Annotated in this window: 19 protein-coding genes; 11 read left to right on the top strand and 8 right to left on the bottom strand. The window is 69.2% G+C overall.

All coding sequences use genetic code 11. The features are described from left to right. Positions 1-50: 50 nt before the first annotated feature. The 5 genes from OHA11_RS03360 to OHA11_RS03380 form a co-directional block, all read right to left on the bottom strand. Complete coding sequence (locus OHA11_RS03360) at positions 51-533, bottom strand: hypothetical protein (RefSeq protein WP_266491792.1); 483 nt, start codon at positions 531-533, stop codon at positions 51-53. A gap of 244 nt (positions 534-777) precedes the next feature. Beyond that, positions 778-1722, bottom strand: a complete 945-nt coding sequence (locus OHA11_RS03365) for an alpha/beta hydrolase (protein WP_266491794.1) — start codon at positions 1720-1722, stop codon at positions 778-780. A gap of 75 nt (positions 1723-1797) precedes the next feature. Beyond that, positions 1798-2205, bottom strand: a complete 408-nt coding sequence (locus OHA11_RS03370) for a RidA family protein (RefSeq protein ID WP_266491797.1) — start codon at positions 2203-2205, stop codon at positions 1798-1800. A gap of 50 nt (positions 2206-2255) precedes the next feature. Next, positions 2256-3065, bottom strand: a complete 810-nt coding sequence (locus OHA11_RS03375) for a class II aldolase/adducin family protein (protein WP_266491799.1) — start codon at positions 3063-3065, stop codon at positions 2256-2258. A 172-nt stretch (positions 3066-3237) separates the two neighbouring features. Beyond that, the gene (locus OHA11_RS03380; protein WP_266491800.1) at positions 3238-3693 is read right to left on the bottom strand and encodes an Lrp/AsnC family transcriptional regulator; all 456 of its coding nucleotides are present in this window, start codon (positions 3691-3693) and stop codon (positions 3238-3240) included. 169 nt (positions 3694-3862) lie between these two features. Between OHA11_RS03380 and OHA11_RS03385 the strand changes: the two genes are divergently transcribed. The 5 genes from OHA11_RS03385 to OHA11_RS03405 all read left to right on the top strand — a co-directional run bounded on the left by OHA11_RS03385 (position 3863) and on the right by OHA11_RS03405 (position 9498). Further along, on the top strand, positions 3863-5014 hold the full coding sequence (locus tag OHA11_RS03385) for an acyl-CoA dehydrogenase family protein (RefSeq protein ID WP_266491801.1): 1152 nt from the start codon (positions 3863-3865) through the stop codon (positions 5012-5014). Positions 5015-5144: 130 nt separating this feature from the next. Beyond that, the gene (locus OHA11_RS03390) at positions 5145-5906 is read left to right on the top strand and encodes an SDR family NAD(P)-dependent oxidoreductase (RefSeq protein ID WP_266491806.1); all 762 of its coding nucleotides are present in this window, start codon (positions 5145-5147) and stop codon (positions 5904-5906) included. Positions 5907-6009: 103 nt separating this feature from the next. Beyond that, positions 6010-7167: a thiamine pyrophosphate-dependent dehydrogenase E1 component subunit alpha gene (locus tag OHA11_RS03395; RefSeq protein WP_266491808.1), complete on the top strand. Its 1158-nt coding sequence runs from the start codon at positions 6010-6012 to the stop codon at positions 7165-7167. After that, on the top strand, positions 7164-8132 hold the full coding sequence (locus OHA11_RS03400; protein ID WP_266491810.1) for an alpha-ketoacid dehydrogenase subunit beta: 969 nt from the start codon (positions 7164-7166) through the stop codon (positions 8130-8132). Before OHA11_RS03395 ends, OHA11_RS03400 begins: the two co-directional genes overlap by 4 nt. Before the next feature lie 19 nt (positions 8133-8151). Further along, positions 8152-9498: a dihydrolipoamide acetyltransferase family protein gene (locus tag OHA11_RS03405; RefSeq protein ID WP_266491811.1), complete on the top strand. Its 1347-nt coding sequence runs from the start codon at positions 8152-8154 to the stop codon at positions 9496-9498. 63 nt (positions 9499-9561) lie between these two features. Here the strand turns inward: OHA11_RS03405 and OHA11_RS03410 are convergent, their stop codons facing one another. Continuing rightward, positions 9562-11448 carry an ABC transporter ATP-binding protein gene (locus OHA11_RS03410; protein ID WP_266506907.1) on the bottom strand — a complete coding sequence of 629 codons (1887 nt, stop codon included), beginning with the start codon at positions 11446-11448 and terminating at the stop codon, positions 9562-9564. A gap of 174 nt (positions 11449-11622) precedes the next feature. Here OHA11_RS03410 and OHA11_RS03415 point away from each other — a divergent pair, with 174 nt between their 5' ends. Further along, a complete protein-coding gene (locus OHA11_RS03415) occupies positions 11623-12585 on the top strand; it encodes a lysylphosphatidylglycerol synthase transmembrane domain-containing protein (RefSeq protein WP_266491813.1) in 963 nt (320 codons plus the stop codon). Between the two features lie 708 nt (positions 12586-13293). Here the strand turns inward: OHA11_RS03415 and OHA11_RS03420 are convergent. Next, the gene (locus OHA11_RS03420) at positions 13294-13917 is read right to left on the bottom strand and encodes a hypothetical protein (RefSeq protein WP_266491814.1); all 624 of its coding nucleotides are present in this window, start codon (positions 13915-13917) and stop codon (positions 13294-13296) included. Between the two features lie 342 nt (positions 13918-14259). Here OHA11_RS03420 and OHA11_RS03425 point away from each other — a divergent pair, with 342 nt between their 5' ends. The 4 genes from OHA11_RS03425 (at position 14260) to fahA (ending at position 18793) form a co-directional block, all read left to right on the top strand. Next, on the top strand, positions 14260-15012 hold the full coding sequence (locus tag OHA11_RS03425; RefSeq protein WP_266491815.1) for an IclR family transcriptional regulator: 753 nt from the start codon (positions 14260-14262) through the stop codon (positions 15010-15012). Positions 15013-15507: 495 nt separating this feature from the next. Then, positions 15508-16725, top strand: a complete 1218-nt coding sequence (locus OHA11_RS03430) for a homogentisate 1,2-dioxygenase (protein ID WP_266491817.1) — start codon at positions 15508-15510, stop codon at positions 16723-16725. Next, on the top strand, positions 16722-17597 hold the full coding sequence (locus tag OHA11_RS03435; RefSeq protein ID WP_266491818.1) for a hypothetical protein: 876 nt from the start codon (positions 16722-16724) through the stop codon (positions 17595-17597). The genes OHA11_RS03430 and OHA11_RS03435 overlap by 4 nt, the downstream gene beginning before the upstream one ends. Further along, a complete protein-coding gene (gene fahA / locus OHA11_RS03440; RefSeq protein WP_266491820.1) occupies positions 17594-18793 on the top strand; it encodes a fumarylacetoacetase in 1200 nt (399 codons plus the stop codon). Before OHA11_RS03435 ends, fahA begins: the two co-directional genes overlap by 4 nt. Positions 18794-18813: 20 nt before the next feature. Here fahA and OHA11_RS03445 read toward each other — a convergent pair whose 3' ends face one another. Then, on the bottom strand, positions 18814-19308 hold the full coding sequence (locus tag OHA11_RS03445) for a hypothetical protein (protein WP_266491822.1): 495 nt from the start codon (positions 19306-19308) through the stop codon (positions 18814-18816). 228 nt (positions 19309-19536) lie between these two features. Here OHA11_RS03445 and OHA11_RS03450 point away from each other — a divergent pair, with 228 nt between their 5' ends. Beyond that, positions 19537-20301 carry a crotonase/enoyl-CoA hydratase family protein gene (locus OHA11_RS03450; protein WP_266491824.1) on the top strand — a complete coding sequence of 255 codons (765 nt, stop codon included), beginning with the start codon at positions 19537-19539 and terminating at the stop codon, positions 20299-20301. Positions 20302-20512 lie beyond the last annotated feature (211 nt).

The raw sequence follows: 20512 nt of genomic DNA on the forward strand, positions 1-20512 counted from the left end.
GCACTGTGCACGGATCGGGCCGTTTGAACAGGTCGCGGGGTTGAGCGAGGTCACTTCGGACGATCATCCTCATCGAGCGGCCACAGCTGCAGCAACCACTCTTCGACACCCTCGTAGTACAGCTCGTCGCCGATGAGGGCTTCCGCCTCGGCACGGCCCCGGCAGTGGGCCTTCAGCCGGTAGGAGCCGAGACGCTCGATCGGCAGAGGATCGCCAACAGGGCCGCCGTCCCATTCGCGCAGAAGCAGGCTTCCACTGTCGGACCGAAGATCGGCCTCTTCCACGACCTCCCACAGCGAGGGGTCTTGAGGGTCCGGTTGCGCCGACCAGACTTCAACCTTCACCAGCGGGTAGAAGTCGTTCCCGCCTGTTCGAAGGATGGCCCCGTGCCCCGCAGCCACCACCATGTGGGGCGATCGCGCCCATCCGTCCGGGGCTTCCACACTGGCCCCGTCGTCGACCAGCTGGAAATGCCGGTACTCAATGCGTGGCATCGCATCATCGACAACAGCAAGCAGTTGGCGATCAGCCATGAGCGATCCTTTCTGGGCGGCCCCTCAAGTTGGCTTGGCCGGCCTGGCCGAGGGGGCGTTGCAGCTGAGGCGCGGCCACGCTACCGGGGGATTGTGAAACTGGATGCGCTGCCCGAGTCTCGTAGCGGGCGATCTTGTGTGTTTCAGGCGGCGTTCGAAGTGGCCAAGCCCTGGCTGCGCGGCCTTGGGGTACTTCCGTTGCACAGGCATCGGCCCCGTGTTCTCACAGTGCTCACTGGGGAAATCAGGCGGTGTTCACGCCAGGCACGCCTGCGAGCAGCGCGCGCCAGCGATCGACGATGCCGTCGACCGCCGCGTCGCCCTCGGGAATGAGATCGCCCAGCACCGGGAAGTCGTGGACCTGCCCGGCGACGCGGAGCAGGGATACGTCGACTCCGGCCGCCCGCAGAGCGCGGGCGTACTCCTCCCCGGCGTCACGGAGCGGGTCGTACTCGGCCGTGACGACCAAGGCCGCGGGTGTGCCCGCCAGTTCGGTGGCGGCGCCCGGGGACAGCCGGGGGTCCGACAGGTCCTGTCCAGGCGCGTAGAGGCTGATCCAGTGCTCGAACTCGCTCGTCGACACGAAGTAGCCCTTGGCGAACTCGACGTAGGAGCCATGGCGATGGACAAGGTTCACCGCCGCGCAGATGAGCAGTTGAGCGCGGACGGTGAAGTCGTCCGTGGACCGCGAGGCCTGTGCGACGACCGCGGCGAGATTGCCCCCGGCGCTGTCACCACCGACGAGGATGCCCGGTCCGCCGGCCTTGAGGTCGGCGGCGTTCCGGCTGAGCCAGGCCGCCGCGGCGAGCGCGTCCTCGACGGCGGCGGGGTACGGGTTCTCGGGTGCCAGCCGGTAGTCGACGTTCACCACCACTCCCCCGCTGCGTGCGGTGAGCTTGCGGCACAAGGCGTCGGAGGTCTTGAGCCCACCTACCGACCATCCGCCGCCGTGGAAGTACAGCAAGGGCGGCAGGCCGGAATCGCGCTCCGGGTGATACACCCTCGCGGGGACGGCTCCTGACGGCGTCGGTATGTCGACATCGGAGGTGGAGCCGACCTGGTCTCCCGGGCCGAAGCTCGCCGCCAACGTGTCGAGCTGAAGCCGGGCCTGCTGGATGGGAAGGTCCGCCAGCGACGGACCGTCCGAGGCCATCTCGATGAGGCGCTGCACGCCCGGGACAAGCGGCATCAGGGCTCCTTTGTCATGGATGCGTGGACACGTTGAAAGCGGGCGTACATGAATGGTGAGGTCGCTCGGCGAGGCTCACCGCAGAACCGCGAACCCATCGACCTCGATGAGCCACTCGGGCAGGCCGAGCGTCTGCACACCGAGGAAAGTGCTCGCCGATACCGGCCACGTGCCGTCGAAGGCACGCTGGCCCGCGGCGAAGATGGGACCGATCAACTCGGGTTTGTGACCGACGACGTGAATCGTGTTCTTGATCAGATCGTCCGGGGTGGCGCCTGCGGCTTCCAGGGCGGCCCTGAAGTTACGAAAGGCCTGTTCGGCCTGGGCTTCATGGTCTCCGGGTCCGACGAGGTTGCCCTCGGAGTCGAGCGCGATCTGCCCCGCGATCGCGATGAAGCGGGTGCCCGTGCCGATCGCCGCGTGGGTGTAGAGGCCCTGGATCGGGGGCGCGACAGTGTCCGGGTCCACTCGTTGAATTGACATTGCGTCTCCAGTCTCATTTCAGGGTCGGCGCACGCACCTCGGCGCCTCCGTCAGTCCAGGACGTCGGGTTCCTCGTCCACGACGAGTCCGGCGAGGAGGTTGAAGTTGTGCCGGGCCATGTTGGCGTTGCTGAACTGCCGGTGAGCCAGCGTTACTTCCTCGTCGGTCATGATCCGCGGCTTGCCCGCCGCGTCGGCCAGCAGTTGCATCTGGCAGGCCCGGTCCATCGTGATGAACCACCAGGCCGCCTCTTCGACGGACCGACCCACGGTGAGCAGTCCGTGATGGCGCAGGATCGCCGCCCTGCTGTCTCCCAGCCGCTCGGCGATGCGCTCGCCCTCCGCCTTCTCCAGCACGAGGCCCTTGTACTCGTCGAAGAGCACATGGTCCCCGGCGAAGGCGCACGATTCCTGGACGATCGGGTCGAGAAGCTTGTTCAGCGACGCGAACGCACGGCCGTGGATCGTGTGAGCGTGTGCGACGGCGACCGCGTCGGGGCGCGCGTGGTGAATCGAGGAGTGGATCCAGAAGGCGGCCTTGTTGGTGCGGCGATCGCCCTCGATCACCTGCCCCCGCTCGTCGATGAGCAGCAGATCACTGACCCGGATCTTCGAGAAGTGCACGGCGTACGGGTTGACCCAGAACCGGTCGGGGAACTCCGGGTCGCGTGCCGTGATGTGTCCTGCGATGCCTTCGTCGAACCCGTACCTCGCGAAGATCCGGAAGGCGGTCGCCAGCTGTTCCTTGCGGTGCCGGCGCTCGGCCTCGACCGAACCCTTCGCGTCCGACAGTTGGGGTATGTCGAGCTCGCCGATGCTGTCCAGTTCTTCTGCGCCGGCGCTCTCAGTCGACACGGACATGAGCTCATGCCTCCCTGTTCGCTGCTGGTGGGACTCCTTCAGCGTGCGCCCGGCCAAGCAGGGAAGTCAACCCTGGTGGCAAATTCATGTGCCCCCAGGGCAAATGTCATCTCGCGCTTCCACCTGAGCTGTCAGAGCTGTCGGAGCTGTCGGAGCTGTCAGAGCTCTCGGATCAGGCTCGGCCGTCTCGCCGCCACGCGCCCAGCACCATCAACGTCTTCGTCCCGATCACCGGCCCCGCTCGCCGCAGCCGGTCGATGACATCCCGCAGATGCTGGACGCCCGACACGCGGACCCGGACCAGCGCGTCGGGATCCCCGGCCACCGTGAAGACCTCCAGGACCTCCGTGACACTGGTGGCCGCCATGGTGATCATCTCGACCTTCACGTCCCCTGCGAACCTCAGCTCGACGAACGCCTCGAAGCTGGACCCGAGCTTGCCGTGATCCAGAACGACCGTGTAGCCCGCGATCACCCCGACGCGTTCGAGGCGGTCGATGCGCCTCTTCACGGCGGAGGGAGACAGGCTGACCTGCTCCGCGATCTCCGTGACCGACCGTCGGCCGTCCTGCACCAACAGGTCGATGATCGTGCTGTCGACACTGTCGACGTGCTCGGTGTCCGGCATGGTCACTCCTCGCTCGCGAGCAGGTTCTTTGCGTAGAACCTTGATCGGACTTCATGAAGTTTGCGCGCACGACAAGATCTCAGCAGGTTAATTGCCTCATGGGCGGCGCGCTGTCGACTGTAGTCATCCACGAGTCCACCGGGACGAGACCGCAGGAGAGGGCCCAGCAGTGAAAGTAGAACGCGAACTGCCATCCCGCGAGGCCTATGACCTGCTGGAACTGGTCATAGGCCTCGCGGACAAGGAGCTGGCACCACGGGCCGCCGACTTCGAGGACCAGGGCCGGTTCCCCCGCGAGATCTTCGGGCTGCTGGGCGAGGTCGGGCTGCTGACACTGCCGTTCAGCGAGGATCTCGGCGGCGGGGGCCAGCCCTACACGGTCTACCTCCAGGTGCTGGAAGAGATCGCCGCACGGTGGGCCGCGGTGGCCGTCGGCATGAGTGTGCACACGCTGTCCTGTCACCCGGTGACCACGTTCGGCACCGAGGCGCAGCGGGCCGAACTCCTGCCGTGGATGCTGAGCGGCGAGGCCCTGGGCGCGTACTCCCTGTCCGAAGCCCACGCCGGTTCCGATCCCGGGGCGCTGCGCGCGTCCGCCGCACAGGCGCCGCACGGCTGGACCGCGCGGGGCACGAAGGCCTGGGTCACACACGGTGGCCAGGCCGACTTCTACACCGTGTTCCTGCGGACCTCCCCCGACGCGAGCCGGGGCATCTCCTGCTTCCACGTCGACGCCGACACGGCGGGGCTTGTCGCGGGAACACCGGAACGCAAGATGGGTCTGCGCAGCTCGACCACCGCCGAGATGCACTTCGAGGACGCGGCAATTCCCGAGGACAGACTCGTGGGCGCTCCTGGCCAGGGACTCCAGATCGCCCTGTCGGCGCTCGACGCGGGCCGGCTCGGTATCGCCGCGGTCGCCGTCGGCATCGCGCAGGCCGCGCTGAACTACGCGGTCGACTATGCCCGGGAGCGGCAGACGTTCGGGCGGCCGGTCATCGAGCACCAGGGCGTCGGATTCCTGCTGGCCGACATGGCCGCCAGGACCGAGGCCGCCCGGGCGACCTACCTGGTCGCCGCACGCCGCAAGGACAGCGGCCAGTCGTACACCCGGCAGGCCAGTGTGGCCAAGCTGATCGCGACCGATACGGCGATGGCGGTCACGACCGATGCGGTGCAGGTGCTCGGCGGCGCGGGATACGTGCTCGACCACCCGGTCGAACGGTTCATGCGGGAAGCGAAGATCACGCAGATCTTCGAAGGCACCAACCAGATCCAGCGCCTGGTGATCAGCCGTCAACTCGCGGGTCCCGCACGCTGACCGGCGCCACGACGCCAACCCTTCGCGTCTGGACACCAACCCTCGTGTCCGGACGCCGACCTCCACGTCTGGACACCAACTCCCGTGTCCGGACGCCAACCCTTCATGCCTACACGTGAGGAGAGCTGTCGTGCAGTATCGCGATGCCGTAGCCGTCGTCTCCGGCGGCGCTTCCGGCCTCGGGCGTGCCGTGGCCGAGAGGTTGCACTGGCAGGGAGCCACCGTGGTGGTTCTGGACCTGCCCACCGGCGCGGGCCGCGAGTTCGCCGACCATCTCGGCAAGCCCGCGCACTTCATAGCGGCCGATGTCACGGACGAGTCCGCGGTGCGGGCGGCGTTCGCCGAGGCCGCTGAACTCGGCCCGCTGCGTGTGGCCGTCAACTGCGCCGGGGTGGCCACACCCGGACGGATCATCGGCAGCCGGGGGGTGCTCCCGCTCGACCAGTTCCGCCGCGTGGTGGACATCAACCTCGTGGGGACCTTCAACGTCCTCAGCAACGCCGCGGCGGTGATGGCCGGCAACGACCCCGTCGACGGTGACCGCGGGATCATCGTCTGCACCGCCTCCATCGCCGCGTACGACGGACAGATCGGGCAGGCCGCGTACGCCGCCAGCAAGGGCGGAGTCGTCTCGCTGACGTTGTCCGCCGCCCGGGACCTGGCGGACAAGGGCATCCGAGTGGTCACCGTCGCGCCCGGACTGTTCGACACCCCACTGATGGCGGGACTTCCGGAGAAGGCGCGTGCGGCGCTGGAGGTCTCCGTGCCCCACCCCTCCAGGCTGGGTGTGCCGGACGAGTACGGCGCACTGGTCGAGCACATCATCGACAACCCCATGGTCAACGGCTGCGTGATCCGCCTCGACGGAGCACTCCGTATGGCACCGCGCTGACGCGCCGAGGCACGTGCTGTCCAGTCATCCGCCGGCGCCCCCGATCGGCGGCGCAGCCGAAACGCGAACATCCGAAACGCGAGCATTCGAATCGAGATCCGCCATGCCACGTAAGCAAGCCAAGTCGACCGCGGACGCCGAACCCGCCGACGGTCCGATCCAGTTCCTCTCGCCCGAGGGCGTGCTTGAGCCCGACAGCAGGCTCGAACTCCCTTCCAGGATCGACGGGATCGATCTGCTCGCGCTCTACCGGGACATGGCGCTGGTACGCCGCCTGGATTCCGAGGCGATCGCGCTCCAGCGTCAGGGGGAACTGGGGCTGTGGCCTTCACTGCGTGGTCAGGAGGCGGCCCAGGTCGGTGCGGCCTACGCGCTGGCCGAGCAGGACATGGTGTTCCCCACCTACCGTGAACACGGCGTGGCCTGGTGCCGCGGACTCGATCCGGTGTCGCTCCTCGGTCTCTTCCGCGGTTCGACCCTGGGCGGCTGGAACCCGTACGAGCGTCGCTTCGGCCTCTACAACCTGGTCATCGGCGCACAGACCCTGCACGCAGTCGGCTACGGCATGGGCCTGGTCCGGGACGACGCGATCGGCTCCGGGGACGACACACGTGACACCGCGGTGCTGGTCTTCCTCGGTGACGGAGCCCTGAGCGAGGGCGAGACCAACGAGGCGTTCCTCTGGGCCGCCGCCCAGAACCTCCCCGTGGTCTTCTTCTGCCAGAACAACCAGTGGGCCATCTCCGCTCCTTACAGCGTGCAGAGCCGAGTTCCCGTCGCTCAGCGCGCGACCGGCTTCGGCTTTCCCGGCGTGTCCGTGGACGGCAATGACGTACTGGCTTGTCTCGGGGCGACCAGTGAGGCGCTGACCCGCGCCCGGTCCGGCGGCGGGCCGACCCTGATCGAGGCGGTGACCTACCGGATCAATGCGCACACCACCGCCGACGACGCGACGCGTTACCGCCCGTCCGCCGAGACCGAGGAGTGGACGGCGAAGGATCCGCTGGAGCGGCTGCGCCTGCACCTCACAGCGAGCGGCGGAGCCGACGAGGCGTTCTTCGCCGACATCGAGCGACGGGAACAGGAACTGGCCGAACACCTGAGGGCGGGGTGCCGGGCGCTGCCCGCGCCTGACGATGCCTCGTCGTTCGAGAACACCTACACCGAAATGCCGGCGGAGCTCAGGCGCCAACTGGCCGAGCACACGGAGTTCCTCGCCGCCGGGTTCCTCGCCGACCAGGAGATCGGAGCCACTCGATGAGCATCTCCATGGTCAAGGCCCTCAACAACGGGCTGCGCAAAGCCCTTCAGGACGATCCCAAAGTCCTGCTGATGGGTGAGGACATCGGGCGCCTCGGCGGGGTGTTCCGCGTCACCGATGGTCTACAGAAGGAATTCGGCAGCCTGAGAGTCATCGACACCCCCCTCGGTGAGGCGGGCATCGTCGGCTCCGCCGTCGGACTCGCCCTGCGCGGTTACCGCCCGGTCTGCGAGATCCAGTTCGACGGCTTCGTCTACCCGGCCGTCAACCAGATCATCAGCCAGCTCGCGAAGCTCCGGCACCGCTCGGGCGGTGTGATCACCCTGCCCGTGGTCATCCGCATCCCGTTCGGCGGCGGCATCGGCTCCATCGAGCACCACTCGGAATCGCCCGAGGTCTACTTCGCCCACACCGCCGGGCTCAAGGTCGTCACCTGCTCCAACCCGCAGGACGCATACGACATGATCCGCCAGGCCGTGGACGACGACGATCCGGTGATCTTCCTCGAACCCAAGCGGCACTACTGGACCAAGGGAGAGGTCACCGACGGGACGCCGGCACCGTTCGCCCGGGCCCGCGTGCTGCGTTCGGGCACCGACGCGACCCTCATCGCGTACGGCCCCATGGTCCCGGCGGCTCTCGAAGCGGCCGAGTCCGCCGCCGATGAAGGCCGCAGCGTCGAGGTCATCGACCTGCGCAGCCTGTCACCGCTGGACCTGGACACCGTACGGGAGTCCGTCCACCGCACCGGACGGGCCCTGGTCACCCACGAGGCCTCCCTGTCCCACGGGTTCGGGGCGGAGCTGGCCGCGAGGATCCAGCAGGAGGAGTTCCACTTCCTCGAAGCGCCGGTTCTCCGGATCACCGGATATGACACCCCGTACCCGCCGAGCCGCCTTGAGTCGGACTGGCTTCCGGGGGTCGACCGGATCCTCGATGCCCTCGACCGCAGCATGAGCTACTAGAGAGGAGGTGCGGGTCACCGTGTCGAAAGAGCAAGTTTTCCTGCTGCCCGATGTCGGCGAGGGCCTCACCGAGGCCGAGATTCTGCAGTGGGCCGTGCGGGTGGGCGACTCCGTGGAGATCAACCAGGTCATCGTCGAGGTGGAAACGGCCAAGGCCGCCGTCGAACTGCCCTCTCCGTATGCGGGTGTTGTCGGGACGCTGCACGCGCAGGACGGGGAGACCCTGCCCGTGGGCAAACCCCTCATCACCATCCTCAGTGACGTCAGCGGCGCTCCCGACGCGACGGAACCTCCGGCCGCGGACGCGGCAGCGGCTTCCGACAGGGAGGCGCTGCTGGTGGGGTACGGCCCGCAGGAGGGCAGCGGTCGCCGCAGACGCCGTCGGTCCGGGGCCCCGCCATCGCCGCCCGCGACCCGGCCAACAGCGCCGGCCCCCGTCCAGGCAGCGGACACGGCACCGGCCACCGAGCGGACGGCGGCCAAGCCCCCCGTCCGCAAACTCGCCAAGGACCTGGGCGTCGACATCACCACCGTCACCCCCACAGGCCCTGTGGGCACCGTCACCCGCGACGACGTACGGCGGGCGGCGGAGGCCGGTGCAGCGGCGGCCGAACCCGTGGCGGCGGAAGCTCCGAAGGTCGGGGCCCCGGAGGGCGCGGCCGAGACCCGCGTCCCGATTCGCGGCGTACGCAAGCACACCGCGGCCGCCATGGTCGCGTCCGCGTTCACGGCACCGCACGTCACCGAGTTCATGACGGTCGACATCACGGCGACCATGCGGCTGCGCGACACGGTGGCCGCCCGCCGCGAGTTCCGCGATCTGCGCGTCACGCCGCTGCTGTTCGTGGCCCGGGCACTCCTGCTGGCCCTGCGCAACACCCCTGAGGCGAACGCCAGTTGGGACGAGCCGGCGCAGGAGATCGTGCTCAAGCACTACGTCAACCTGGGCATCGCCGCCGCGACCGGGCGAGGGCTCATCGTCCCCAACATCAAGCACGCCGACCGGATGTCGCTGCGGGAACTCGCCGAAGCACTCGCCGCGCTCACCAGCACCGCCCGCGACGGCAGGACAACGCCCCAGTCGATGATGGACGGAACCATCACCATCACGAACGTCGGCGTGTTCGGCGTGGACACGGGAACGCCGATCCTCAACCCGGGCGAGGCGGCCATCCTCGCCATGGGTGCCATCCGCCGTACCCCCTGGGTCGTGACCGACGCGTCGGGGACCGAGACCATCGAGCCACGGTGGGTCACCCAGCTGGCACTGTCCTTCGACCATCGCCTCGTCGACGGCCAGCAGGGCTCCCAGCTGCTGGCCGACCTGGCCGCCTTCCTGCACGACCCCGGGCTGGCGATGCTCTGAGGCGGAGGTGCGGCGACGGATCGTGTAGGGATACGGGCCCGTGCACGGTGCCTACACCACCACCTACACCACCACCTGCTCCGCCACAGCGATGGCCGGCTTCTTGAACTGTGTCCGGTACAGCTCCGCGTACCGCCCGTCCGCCGCGAGCAGTTGCTCGTGGGTGCCGCGTTCCACGATGCGGCCCGCCTCGACGACGAGGATCAGGTCCGCGGTCCGTACCGTCGAGAGCCGGTGGGCGATGACGAGGGCCGTGCGGCCTTCCAGGGCCTCGGCGAGTGCCTCCTGCACGGCGGCCTCGGAGGTGTTGTCCAGGTGGGCCGTCGCCTCGTCGAGGACCACCACCCGCTGGCGGGCCAGGAGCAGCCGGGCGATGGTCATGCGCTGGCGTTCGCCGCCGGAGAGGCGGTAGCCGCGCTCGCCCACGACCGTGTCGAGGCCGTCGGGCAGGGCGCGCACGAGGTCATCGAGGCGCGCCCGGCGCAGGACGTCCCACAGGTCGTCCTCGTGGGCGTCGGGCCGGGCGAGCAGCAGGTTGGCGCGGACCGAGTCGTGGAAGAGGTGGCCGTCCTGGGTGACCATGCCGAGGGTGGCCCGCATCGATTCGGCGCTCAGGTCGCGGACGTCGACGCCGCCGATGCGTACGGAGCCCTCGTCGGTGTCGTACAGCCGTGGCAGCAGTGCGGCGACGGTCGACTTGCCTGCGCCGGACGAGCCGACGAGGGCGACGGTCTGGCCGGGTTCGGCGCGGAAGGAGATGCCGTGCAGGACTTCGGCGCCGCCGCGGGTGTCGAGTGCGGCGACCTCTTCCAGGGAGGCGAGGGAGACTTTGTCGGCGGAGGGGTAGGCGAAGCGGACGTCGGTGAACTCGACGGAGGCCGGGCCGTCGGGGACCGCTCGGGCGTCCGGTTTCTCGTCGATCAGCGGCTTCAGGTCGAGGACTTCGAAGACCCGCTCGAAGCTGACGAGGGCGGTCATGACCTCGACCCGGGCGCCCGCCAGGGAGGTGAGCGGCGCGTACAGGCGGGTCAGGAGCAGGGCGAGCGAGACGACGGCGCCCGGTTCCAGGCTGCCGCGCAGGGCGAACCAGCCGCCGAGGCCGTAAACGAGGGCGAGCGCGAGCGCGGAGACGAGGGTCAGGGCCGTGATGAACGCGGTCTGGGCCATCGCCGTGCGCACCCCGATGTCCCGCACGCGCCGGGCGCGCGCCGCGAACTGCGCGGACTCCTCACCGGGCCGGCCGAAGAGCTTGATCAGTGTGGCACCGGGCGCGGAAAAGCGTTCGGTCATCCGGGTACCCATGGACGCGTTCAGGTCGGCGGCCTCGCGCTGGAGCTTGGCCATCCTGCTGCCCATCCGGCGGGCGGGCACCACGAACACCGGGAGCAGGACGAGCGCGAGCAGCGTGATCTGCCAGGACAGGGTGAGCATCACGGCGAGGGTGAGCAGCAGGGTCACGAGGTTGCTGACGACTCCGGAGAGGGTGTTGCTGAACGCCCGCTGGGCGCCGATCACGTCGTTGTTGAGACGACTGACGAGTGCACCCGTACGAGTGCGTGTGAAGAACGCGACCGGCATGCGCTGTACATGATCGAAGACCGCTGTCCGCAGATCGAGGATCAGTCCTTCGCCGAGGGTCGCCGAGAGCCAGCGGCCCACCAGCCCGAACGCCGCCTCGGCGAACGCGATGAGGGCGATGAGCAGGGCGAGTCGTACGACCGTGCTCTCGTCGCCGCCGGACACGATCGCGTCCACGACGCGTCCGGCGAGGACCGGTGTGGCCACGGCGAGCAGTGCCGTCACCACACTGAGCACCACGAACCGGACGATTCGGGGGCGGTGCGGGCGGGCGAACCCGGCGATGCGGCGAAGGGTGGCGCGGGCGAAGGGGCGGCGTTCCTGCTGGGCGTTCATGACGCTGTGGAGCTGCATCCAGGCGGTGGTCTCCATACTCATGCGACCGACCGTAGGACCTCAAGCCTTCTTGAGGTCAACAACGACGCGGTCAACAACGGCGCGGTGACGAGTGCGCGGGCGCACGACCCGATGCCGTGCCCGGCGCGTCAGCCGCTGTCCCCATGCCCGCAACCTCACGTTGGTGCGGCGTGGAGAGCCTGTACCGATGTGACGTTCGAACGCTTGCGCCATGGCCTCCCCAGACGTCTTCCGGTCCGGCAGATCCTGTGCCTCCTCCCGCTCGCCCTCGTGGCCGTGGTCGCGGTGCGGCATCGGGACGTGCTCGCCGAGGGCTTCGGACACCTGGCGTCGGCGAAGTGGCCGTGGCTGCTGGCCGCGGTCGCCGCGACCTGTCTGACCTGGGTGGCGGCTGCCGTCACCCGGCAGGGCGCGCTCGTCGAACGGCTGCCCGTACTGCGGTTGCTGGCCACGCAGTTCGCGGCGGGCGCCGCCAACCATCTGCTGCCGACGGGACTTGGCGCCAGCGCCGTGAATCTGCGGTTCATGACGGTGTGCGGGGTACCGCTGGCACGTTCGTCGGCGGCGCTCGCGCTCTATCTGCTCGCGGAGTCCATCGCCCGGGTCGGACTGCTGCTGGCCCTCCTGATCGCCTTCCCCGACGCGCTGCGGGTCGGCTCGCTCCTCCCGGACGGCGCGATCGGCCCGCTGCTGCTCGTCGTCGGAGCGGTGGCGTGTGTCGCGGTGGCGGTCCTGCTGCTCGTACGACGGGTGCGTACCGTCGTGTTCACCTTCCTGCGGACCGCGCTCGGCGAGGCGCGGTCCGTGCACACGCGGCCGGCCCGCGCGCTCGCGCTGTGGGGCGGGTCGCTCTCCTTCCCCATATTCCAGGCGGCCGGACTGGCCGCGGTGGGACAGGCACTCGGGCTGTCGGTGCCGCCGCTGCACATGGCGCTCGCGTATCTGGCGGCCACGGTGGCCGTCGCGCTGGTGCCGACGCCGGGCGGGATCGGCTCGGTGGAGGCCGCGCTGATCGTGGCGCTGGTGGCGGCGGGCGCCCCGGTGGCGGTGGCGACGGGGGTGGTGCTCGCCTACCGCATCATCACGGTGTGGCTGCCGTTGCTGCCGGGGGCGCTGACGTTGGGCGCGCTCGTGCGGCTGAAGATGATCTGAGCCCTAGGTCCTGTCGTCAAATTCCCGTCTGCCTCGCGACGCCATGCACGCACTCTCGCCGCACCGGGCGCAGCCCCAAGTACGTCCAGTACGAGGGTCTACGCCCGGCGCACCGAGAGCACGCACCTGACGCCGCGAGGCCGCCCTTCGGGCGACGACGCGAATTTGACGACAGGACCTAGGCCGGACCGGAAGGTGCCGCCCACGGCTCTGCCCGGCCGCTTCCCGAGGCTGGTCCTCGACATGCCGGAAGGTGAGCGGCGTTGGTGCCCATCGATTCGAGCCCGGGGGCTGCTCGCGATGCCGGTTGACCACCGACTGGCGGCATCCGAGCGGTAGGCCCTCGGGAGCTCCCGCCACGACTCGCTTCCCTGTACGGGCTCGGGCGCGCCCACCGACGTCCCGAGTGATCACCGCGACCTGGCCCGGCGAGAGGGCCTGCCGCAGGAACGCGGCTTGGCCACGGCCTCGTTGTCGTCGTTGGGCGGCCGGTGGCGGAATGACAGCACCGGCCGCCCAACGACGATGACGGCTGATGCCGCCTACGGCGCCAACGCGCCGGTTACTGGCTGCCAACCTGCCCACGGACAGCCCGGTCATCCACCCGGTCCGACCGGTCAAGATCTGCCGACGCATCGACATGACCACCGCGGACTCAAACACGGTGCGGGCCGGCACCAAGATCAAGACGGACCCGCCGAAGTTCGACTAACCGGCGGCCGGGGCCGTCTCGGCATCGCCGGAGGCGGCGACCGCGACCCGGGCTGCCTGCGGCCGGGGGTCGCCGACGGCCGCGGTCCCGGCGGGCAGCGGGTTGTAGATGAGGCTGAGATGCAGACCGAAGATCCAGTGCCAGACGAACACTGACGCGATGTATTTCCAGCCGAGATCAAGGCTCAGGAATCCAGGGTCCGTACCCCGCGCGGGGCCGTAGATGCGCGGCGTCATGAACGCGACGCTGATGACGGAGAGCACCGTGCCGAACACCAGCCCCTTGGTGAGATTGCCGAGGCCGGTGTTGCGCCACGGGAGCGCGGGGTGCATCGCGCAGGCGAAGACCACGGCGAACACGATCCCGTCGAGGTAGTGGAAGGCACCGCCTACCAGGAACTTCTCCAGGGGGGAGGAGGACGGCACGTACACGAAGCCGTTGGCCGTGTTCCAGTCGAGCCTGTTCAGCCCGACACCGGGGAACCAGTAGCCGATTATCGTCGCCACGTGCGTTGCGACGACGCCCGCGAGTAGCGCCGAGGCAACTCGGTGGCGGGTGGCCCACGTACGCCACCAGTGGATGCCGTCGTTCTCCGTGCCGAGTGTGCTGCTTTGTGACATGGAAGGTCCCGATTCGTCATAGGGGGTGCTCTTGTTCGCCGCACCCCGAGGGGGCGGTGAAGGGCGGGGAGCTCGAAGCCGCCGCGTCGAGGCCTCGGACGTGATCGATGCCGGGTACGACGTGGCTGTATCGGCGGGCCTGATCAGTCGAGTGCGACAGACCCTCCGAGTGACTCCGTTCCGATTATCGGAGTCGTGCTACTATTTATCGGTAGGGGCAAGTGTGAGACCGTCGGCCGACCGCGTCAACCAGGTCCATGCAATCCGTTGTCAACACGGTCGTAACCGATCCCCTGGATGGGCTTCGGCGGAGGCCGCCGGATACGGGCGCGCCATGGCGCGGTGGACGAGGGGGTCGCATTGCCCGAGATTTCGAAGACCGCGGATCAGGCGCTCGCGCTGCTGCTGAGCATCGGCGAGGACGGTCCGGACACAGCGGCCGCACTGGCTGATCGGCTCGGGATGCACCGCACGGTTGCCCACCGGCTCCTGGCCACCTTGGAGGGGCGCGGCTTCGTGCGCCGCGGGCACGGGGGTTACGAGCTAGGCATGGTGCTGCGGCGCCTGGCGGCCGACGTGGAACCGGAGCTGCTGCAGGTGGCGCGTCCGATCATGGAAGAGCTGAGCCAAGTCACCGGGGAAGCCACGGTGCTCAGCGTCCTTGAGGGGAAAGACCTGGTCACGGCCGAGTTGGTACCTGGCACACGTCACCTGGTGCGCGTCACCCTGGACCCGGGTTACCGGCATCCGCTGCACGTGGGCGCGGCCGGCCGCGCGATCCTGGCCCACCTGCCGGATCGGATTCGCCGGGCGGCCGCCGATTCCAGCCCAACGCCCGAGGCGCTCCAGGCGCAACTGGAGGAGATCCGCCGGGCAGGCTACGCATACTCCCACGACGAGTTGCAGGAGGGGGTGAGCGGTATCGCCGTCCCGGTCTTCCAGGGAGGCACCGTCAGCGCCGGCCTGAGTCTGGTGGTTCCCATCAGCCGGGACACGGATCTGAAGTCGTGGCTGGGCGAGATCGTCGGGGCGGCCACCCGAATGAGCGACGCGCTGGAGGCGGCGCGCGAGAACGCCGAAGGGCAAGGCGCATGACGCCTTGGAGACCGTCCGGCCCGTGATCCGGCACCGCCGCCCCACGTGAGGCCCGCTGTCGCATCCCGGTCCGGCCTGAGGCCGCAGCGGACAGGGGGCCGCCGACAGGCAAGAAGACCGGCCCGAAGACGGTGACAGCCAAGACGGACACTCCTGGCGACCGCACGGCATCCGCGCACGGTCCGGGCACGACAAAGGCATTCTGAACACCGATTATCGGTGACGCTTGTACTATTAACGGAATCTGCTTAGCATCCCTGCCATGTCACGGACTGTGTCGACGCAGGGATTGCCGACTGCAGCCTTTCCTCGCCACCCGCACACCGCTCGCCACACACGGGCAACAGGCCGGTGCGTACGGCCCGTTCAGGCCGCAGCCCGGCGGTTCCTTCACCAGGGCCTCGCGGTCCTCGTGCGAGGAGTCGCACCCCGGCGGGCGAATGCCGAGCACCGCGGACCAGACCCCGACCACCGCTTTGCCCCAAGGAATCAGCTATGGCTTTCTACCGCCGCACCGGAGACATCCCGCGCAAGCGGCACACCCAGCACCGCCGCCCCGATGGCGGCCTGTACTACGAGGAACTGGTCGGGGAGGAAGGTTTCTCCACCGACTCCTCGCTGCTCTACCACCACCACATCCCCTCGGCGATCACTGGCAGCAGGTCCTGGGAAATCCCGGGCCTGACCACGCTCTCCAACCACCCCCTCAAACCCCGCCACCTGCGGACGCACCGGCTCTTCCCCGGCGAGGAGTACAAGACACACGACGTGGTCACCGGGCGGCGACTCCTGCTGGCCAACGAGGACGTGCGCATCTCCTACGTGATGGCCGGCGGCCCGTCGCCGCTGTACCGCAACGCCGTCGGCGACGAGTGCGTGTACGTGGAGAGCGGCAGCGCCCGTGTGGAGACCACGTTCGGCACCCTGGACGTCAGCCGTGGTGACTACGTCGTCGTGCCGCGGGCCACCACGCACCGCTGGCTGCCCACCGGAACCGAGCCACTGCGCGCCTACTGCATCGAGGCCAACAGTCACATCGCGCCGCCGAAGCGATACCTGTCCAGGTACGGGCAGTTGCTGGAGCACTCCCCGTACTGCGAGCGGGACCTGCGCGGCCCCGACGGGCCACTGGTCGTCCCCGACGACGGCGAGGCCGATGTCCACGTCAAGCATCGTGGATCCGGCGCGAGCGGCATTGTCGGAAGCGTCCTCACCAGTTCCCGGCATCCGTTCGACGTAGTGGGATGGGACGGCTGCCTGTACCCGTACGCCTTCAATGTCGCGGACTTCGAGCCGATAACCGGCCGGATTCACCAACCCCCGCCGGCCCACCAGGTCTTCGAGGGCCAGGGCTTCGTCATCTGCAACTTCGTACCGCGCAAGGTCGACTACCACCCGCTGTCGATCCCGGTTCCCTACCACCACTCCAACGTGGACTCCGATGAGGTGATGTTCTACTGCGGCGGGGACTACGAGGCCCGCAAGGGAACAGGGATCGGGCAGGGCTCTGTCTCGCTCCACCCGGGCGGGCTCCCGCACGGGCCGCAGCCGGGCGCCATGGAACGCAGCATCGGAATGGAGTTCTTCGACGAGCTGGCCGTCATGGTCGACACCTTCCGGCCGCTGAGGCTGGGCGAGGCCGCAGCCGCCTGCGAGGATCCCGGATACGCCTGGTCCTGGAGCGGCCGCGGCCCCGATGGTGAACAGCGATGACGACGCATGCGGCTGCCTCCCCGCTGTTCAGCGCACTCGTGGACGATGCCGGACTGTTCCCGCCCGAGGCCCTCACCATGACCGCGGCGACAACCCGGCATCGCCGGGACAGTGCGGCGGCGCACCCCCTGCTGACCCACCGGTTCTTGTGCACGACCGGGCAGCTGCCCGAACTGCTCGCCGCCCTCGGCCCCGAGGACCGTTTCCGCCTCGGGCTGATCACGCAGCTGGACACGTCCACCGTCCCAAGCACGCCGGCACTTACAGCCGCCGACCCCCGCATCGAACTCGCGGCGGTCGAGGGACCGCTGCCGCCCGGGCCCGATCCCGTCGCGGCGGCACGGCAGGCGCTTGCCGCGCTGGGGGGCCTACCGGAGCACGTGCCGGGGTATGTCGAGATACCGCTCACCGGGGACCGTCCCACCATGACGTCCGTGCTCCACGTGCTCACCGAGGGCGGGCGAGGGGCGAAAGTTCGCTGTGGCGGCCTGCGAGCGGAGCTCTTTCCGAGCTGCGGACAGCTGGCGGCATTCGTACATGCCTGTGTGAGGGGCGGCGTCCCGTTCAAGGCGACCGCCGGACTGCACCATGCGGTCCGCCACCGCGACGAACGCACCGGCTTCACCCACCACGGATTTCTCAACCTGCTCCTCGCGGTGTGCCGCGCCGTCGACGGTGGCACCGCGCACGACGTGATGGCGGTGCTGGGCACTGTCGATGCCGAATCGCTCGCGGACGAGGCGCGCCACGTGCCCCGGCACACCGCGGTCGCGGCCCGGGCGCTGTTCACCGCGTACGGCTCATGCAGCACCAGCGAGCCGCTCGAAGACCTGCAGGCCCTTGGTCTGGACGCGAAGGAGACCACCGTATGACCCGCCCCTGGGCACCCGTGCCCGACAACAGCGACTTCCCCGTGCAGAACCTGCCCTACGGGGTGTTCTCCCTCACCGGTCAGGATCCCCGCGTGGGAGTGGCCATCGGGGACGCCGTGCTGGACCTCTCCCAACTGGACCTGCCCCACCGGGCCGACTTCGCCACGGCCTCCCTCAACGCGTTCATGAGCCGAGGGCGCCAGGCATGGGGTGCGGTGCGCGCCCGTCTCACCGAGCTGCTGACTGATCAGGCCCACCGCCCCGCAGTGCAGCCGCACTTGATACCGCGTTCGGACATCAGGCTCCATCTGCCGTTCCAAGTGGCCGACTACGCCGACTTCTACGCCTCTGAGCACCACGCCACCAACCTCGGGAAGATCTTCCGGCCCGGGCAGCCGCCGCTGACCCCCAACTGGAAGCACCTGCCCATCGGCTATCACGGCCGAGCCGGCACCGTCGTGGTGTCCGGGACACCGGTGACGCGCCCCAAGGGGCAGTACATGGTGGCGGACGCCGCGGTCCCCGCCTTCGGGCCGTCACGACGCCTGGACATCGAGGCCGAGGTCGGATTCGTGGTGGGCGCGCCCTCGGCTTTGGGCACTTCCGTGCCCACGACGGCCTTCGCCGACCACGTGTTCGGCGTGGTGTTGGTCAACGACTGGAGCGCCCGGGACATCCAGGCCTGGGAGTACGCCCCGCTCGGGCCCTTTCTCGGCAAGTCGTTCGCCACCTCGGTGTCGCCCTGGGTGGTTCCGCTCGACGCGCTGAGCGGCGCACGGGTCCAGCCGCACCAGGAGCCGGCGCCGTTGCCGTACCTGAGCCAGGGGCCGAGATGGGGCCTGGACATCACCCTGGAGGTCCGGCTCAACGGCCACCTGGTCTCAACTCCCCCCTTCGGCAGCGTGTACTGGACCGCCGACCAGCAACTGGCCCACATGACGAGCAACGGTGCCTCGCTGCGTACCGGTGACCTGTACGCCTCGGGCACCGTGTCCGGTCCCCGCCGTGACCAACGCGGTTCACTGATCGAACTGACCTGGAACGGTGCGGAACCGCTGGAACTGCCCGACGGCTCCAGCCGCGCCTATCTCACGGACGGCGACACGGTCACCATCAGTGCCTCTGCCCGTTGCGCGGACGGCACCCGGCTCGGCTTCGGCGAAGTGACCGGAACCATCGAAGCGGCTGATGCCTGAGCCGACCAGGCACGCACGTGCTAGGTCAGCGGCGCGTCGGAGGGCAGGGCGGCCAGCACCCAGGGGTAGGTCGTGCGGACCTTTTGCCGGTCGAAGTTGAACTTGTCCATGGCCGCGGAGGTGATCTCGCGCTTGCTGACGTTCGTGACGAGGTAGATGGTGGGGTCGTCGGTGCTCCGGGCGAGGTACGCGTAAGCCATGAGCGGACCACCGTCGGTGATGTTCTCGGTGGTCAGCACGAGCCGTTCGCCGTCGGTGTTGCGGAAAAGGGCGTTGTACGTCACGGAGCTGGGTATCAGGTGCCGCTTGCCGTCCAGGACGAGGTAGACGTCCGCGGAGTCGACCGCCCTGATCCGCAGTCCGTCGAGCTCGGGGTGGAGTTCGTCCTGGCTGTCCGCCGCGACGGTTGCGGTCCGTTCTCGCGCGGGCGTGGCGTGTGCCGCGGACGGGAGTGCGACGACGCCCAGGGTCGCGATGGCCACGGCGGCTGCCGACAGCAGTGAACGCTTGAACATGGTGATCCTCCAGTCAGCCTCGGGGAACGCACGTGGGGGCTGTTGCCCCCGGTAACTTCCGCACCCGGAGTGGTAGTTGAACATTAACCCACACTTGTTGATGTATCAACAACCTTGCTTGACGGAGAGGTTGAACGACGGCAGCGCGGGGCGGTACGGGACGGCCTGAACTCGTCGGTACAACCCGGGAGTAACCTGCTGGCGTCGCCACACGAAGGGGTTCGCGCGATGCCGGTCCGGATCGAACGCCAGGAACACGTCACCACCGTCGTCCTCTCCCGTCCCGAGGTCCGCAACGCGGTGGACGGGCCCACGGCGGCCGACCTCGCGGACGCGTTCCGCGCGTTCGAGAACGACGAGACGGCCCGGGTGGCGGTGCTGTGGGGCGAGGGCGGCACGTTCTGCGCGGGCGCGGACCTCAAGGCGCTCGGCACGGAACGCGGCAACCATGTCACGGAGGACGGCGACGGCCCGATGGGCCCCACCCGGATACGGCTGTCGAAGCCCGTGATCGCCGCGGTCGCGGGCCATGCCGTGGCGGGTGGTCTGGAACTGGCCCTCTGGTGCGATCTGCGGGTCGCCGAGGAGGACGCGGTCTTCGGCGTCTTCTGCCGCCGCTGGGGCGTGCCTCTCATCGACGGCGGCACGGTACGACTCCCCCGCCTCATCGGCACCAGCCGAGCGATGGACATGATCCTGACCGGCCGCCCGGTGACGGCCCCGGAGGCGTACGAGATGGGCCTCGCGAACCGGGTCGTCCCGCCGGGGCGGGCGCGCGCGGAGGCGGAGGCGCTGGCCGCGGAGATCGCCCGGTTCCCGCAGGCCTGCCTCCGGGGCGACCGCGGTTCCGTCCTCGACCAGGAGGGTCTGACCGAGCGCGCCGCCATGCGGGGTGAGTTCCGGCACGGGACGAGCGTGTTGGAGGAGAGCCTGGAGGGGGTGGCGCGGTTCTCGGCGGGGGCGGGGCGGCACGGGTCGTTCGGCGAGATCTGAGCGTCCCGGACGGCGTATCCAGGCCAAGTTGGGGCACGATCCGCCAGGGGCCGGGACACGTCCACCCGGCCGGACGGCCGGAGTGCCTCGGTGCCCGTCCGAGCAGGGGAGGGCGTCAACATGCCTGCGGGCATGGGGAGTTGGCGGCGGTGCTCGTGGGAGATGGCCTGACCCGAGCGGTCCTGGCACGGAACACCTGTGCGCATGTAGC

Origin of the sequence: Streptomyces sp. NBC_00878 (assembly GCF_026341515.1) — a bacterium.
Classification (GTDB): Bacteria; Actinomycetota; Actinomycetes; order Streptomycetales; family Streptomycetaceae; genus Streptomyces.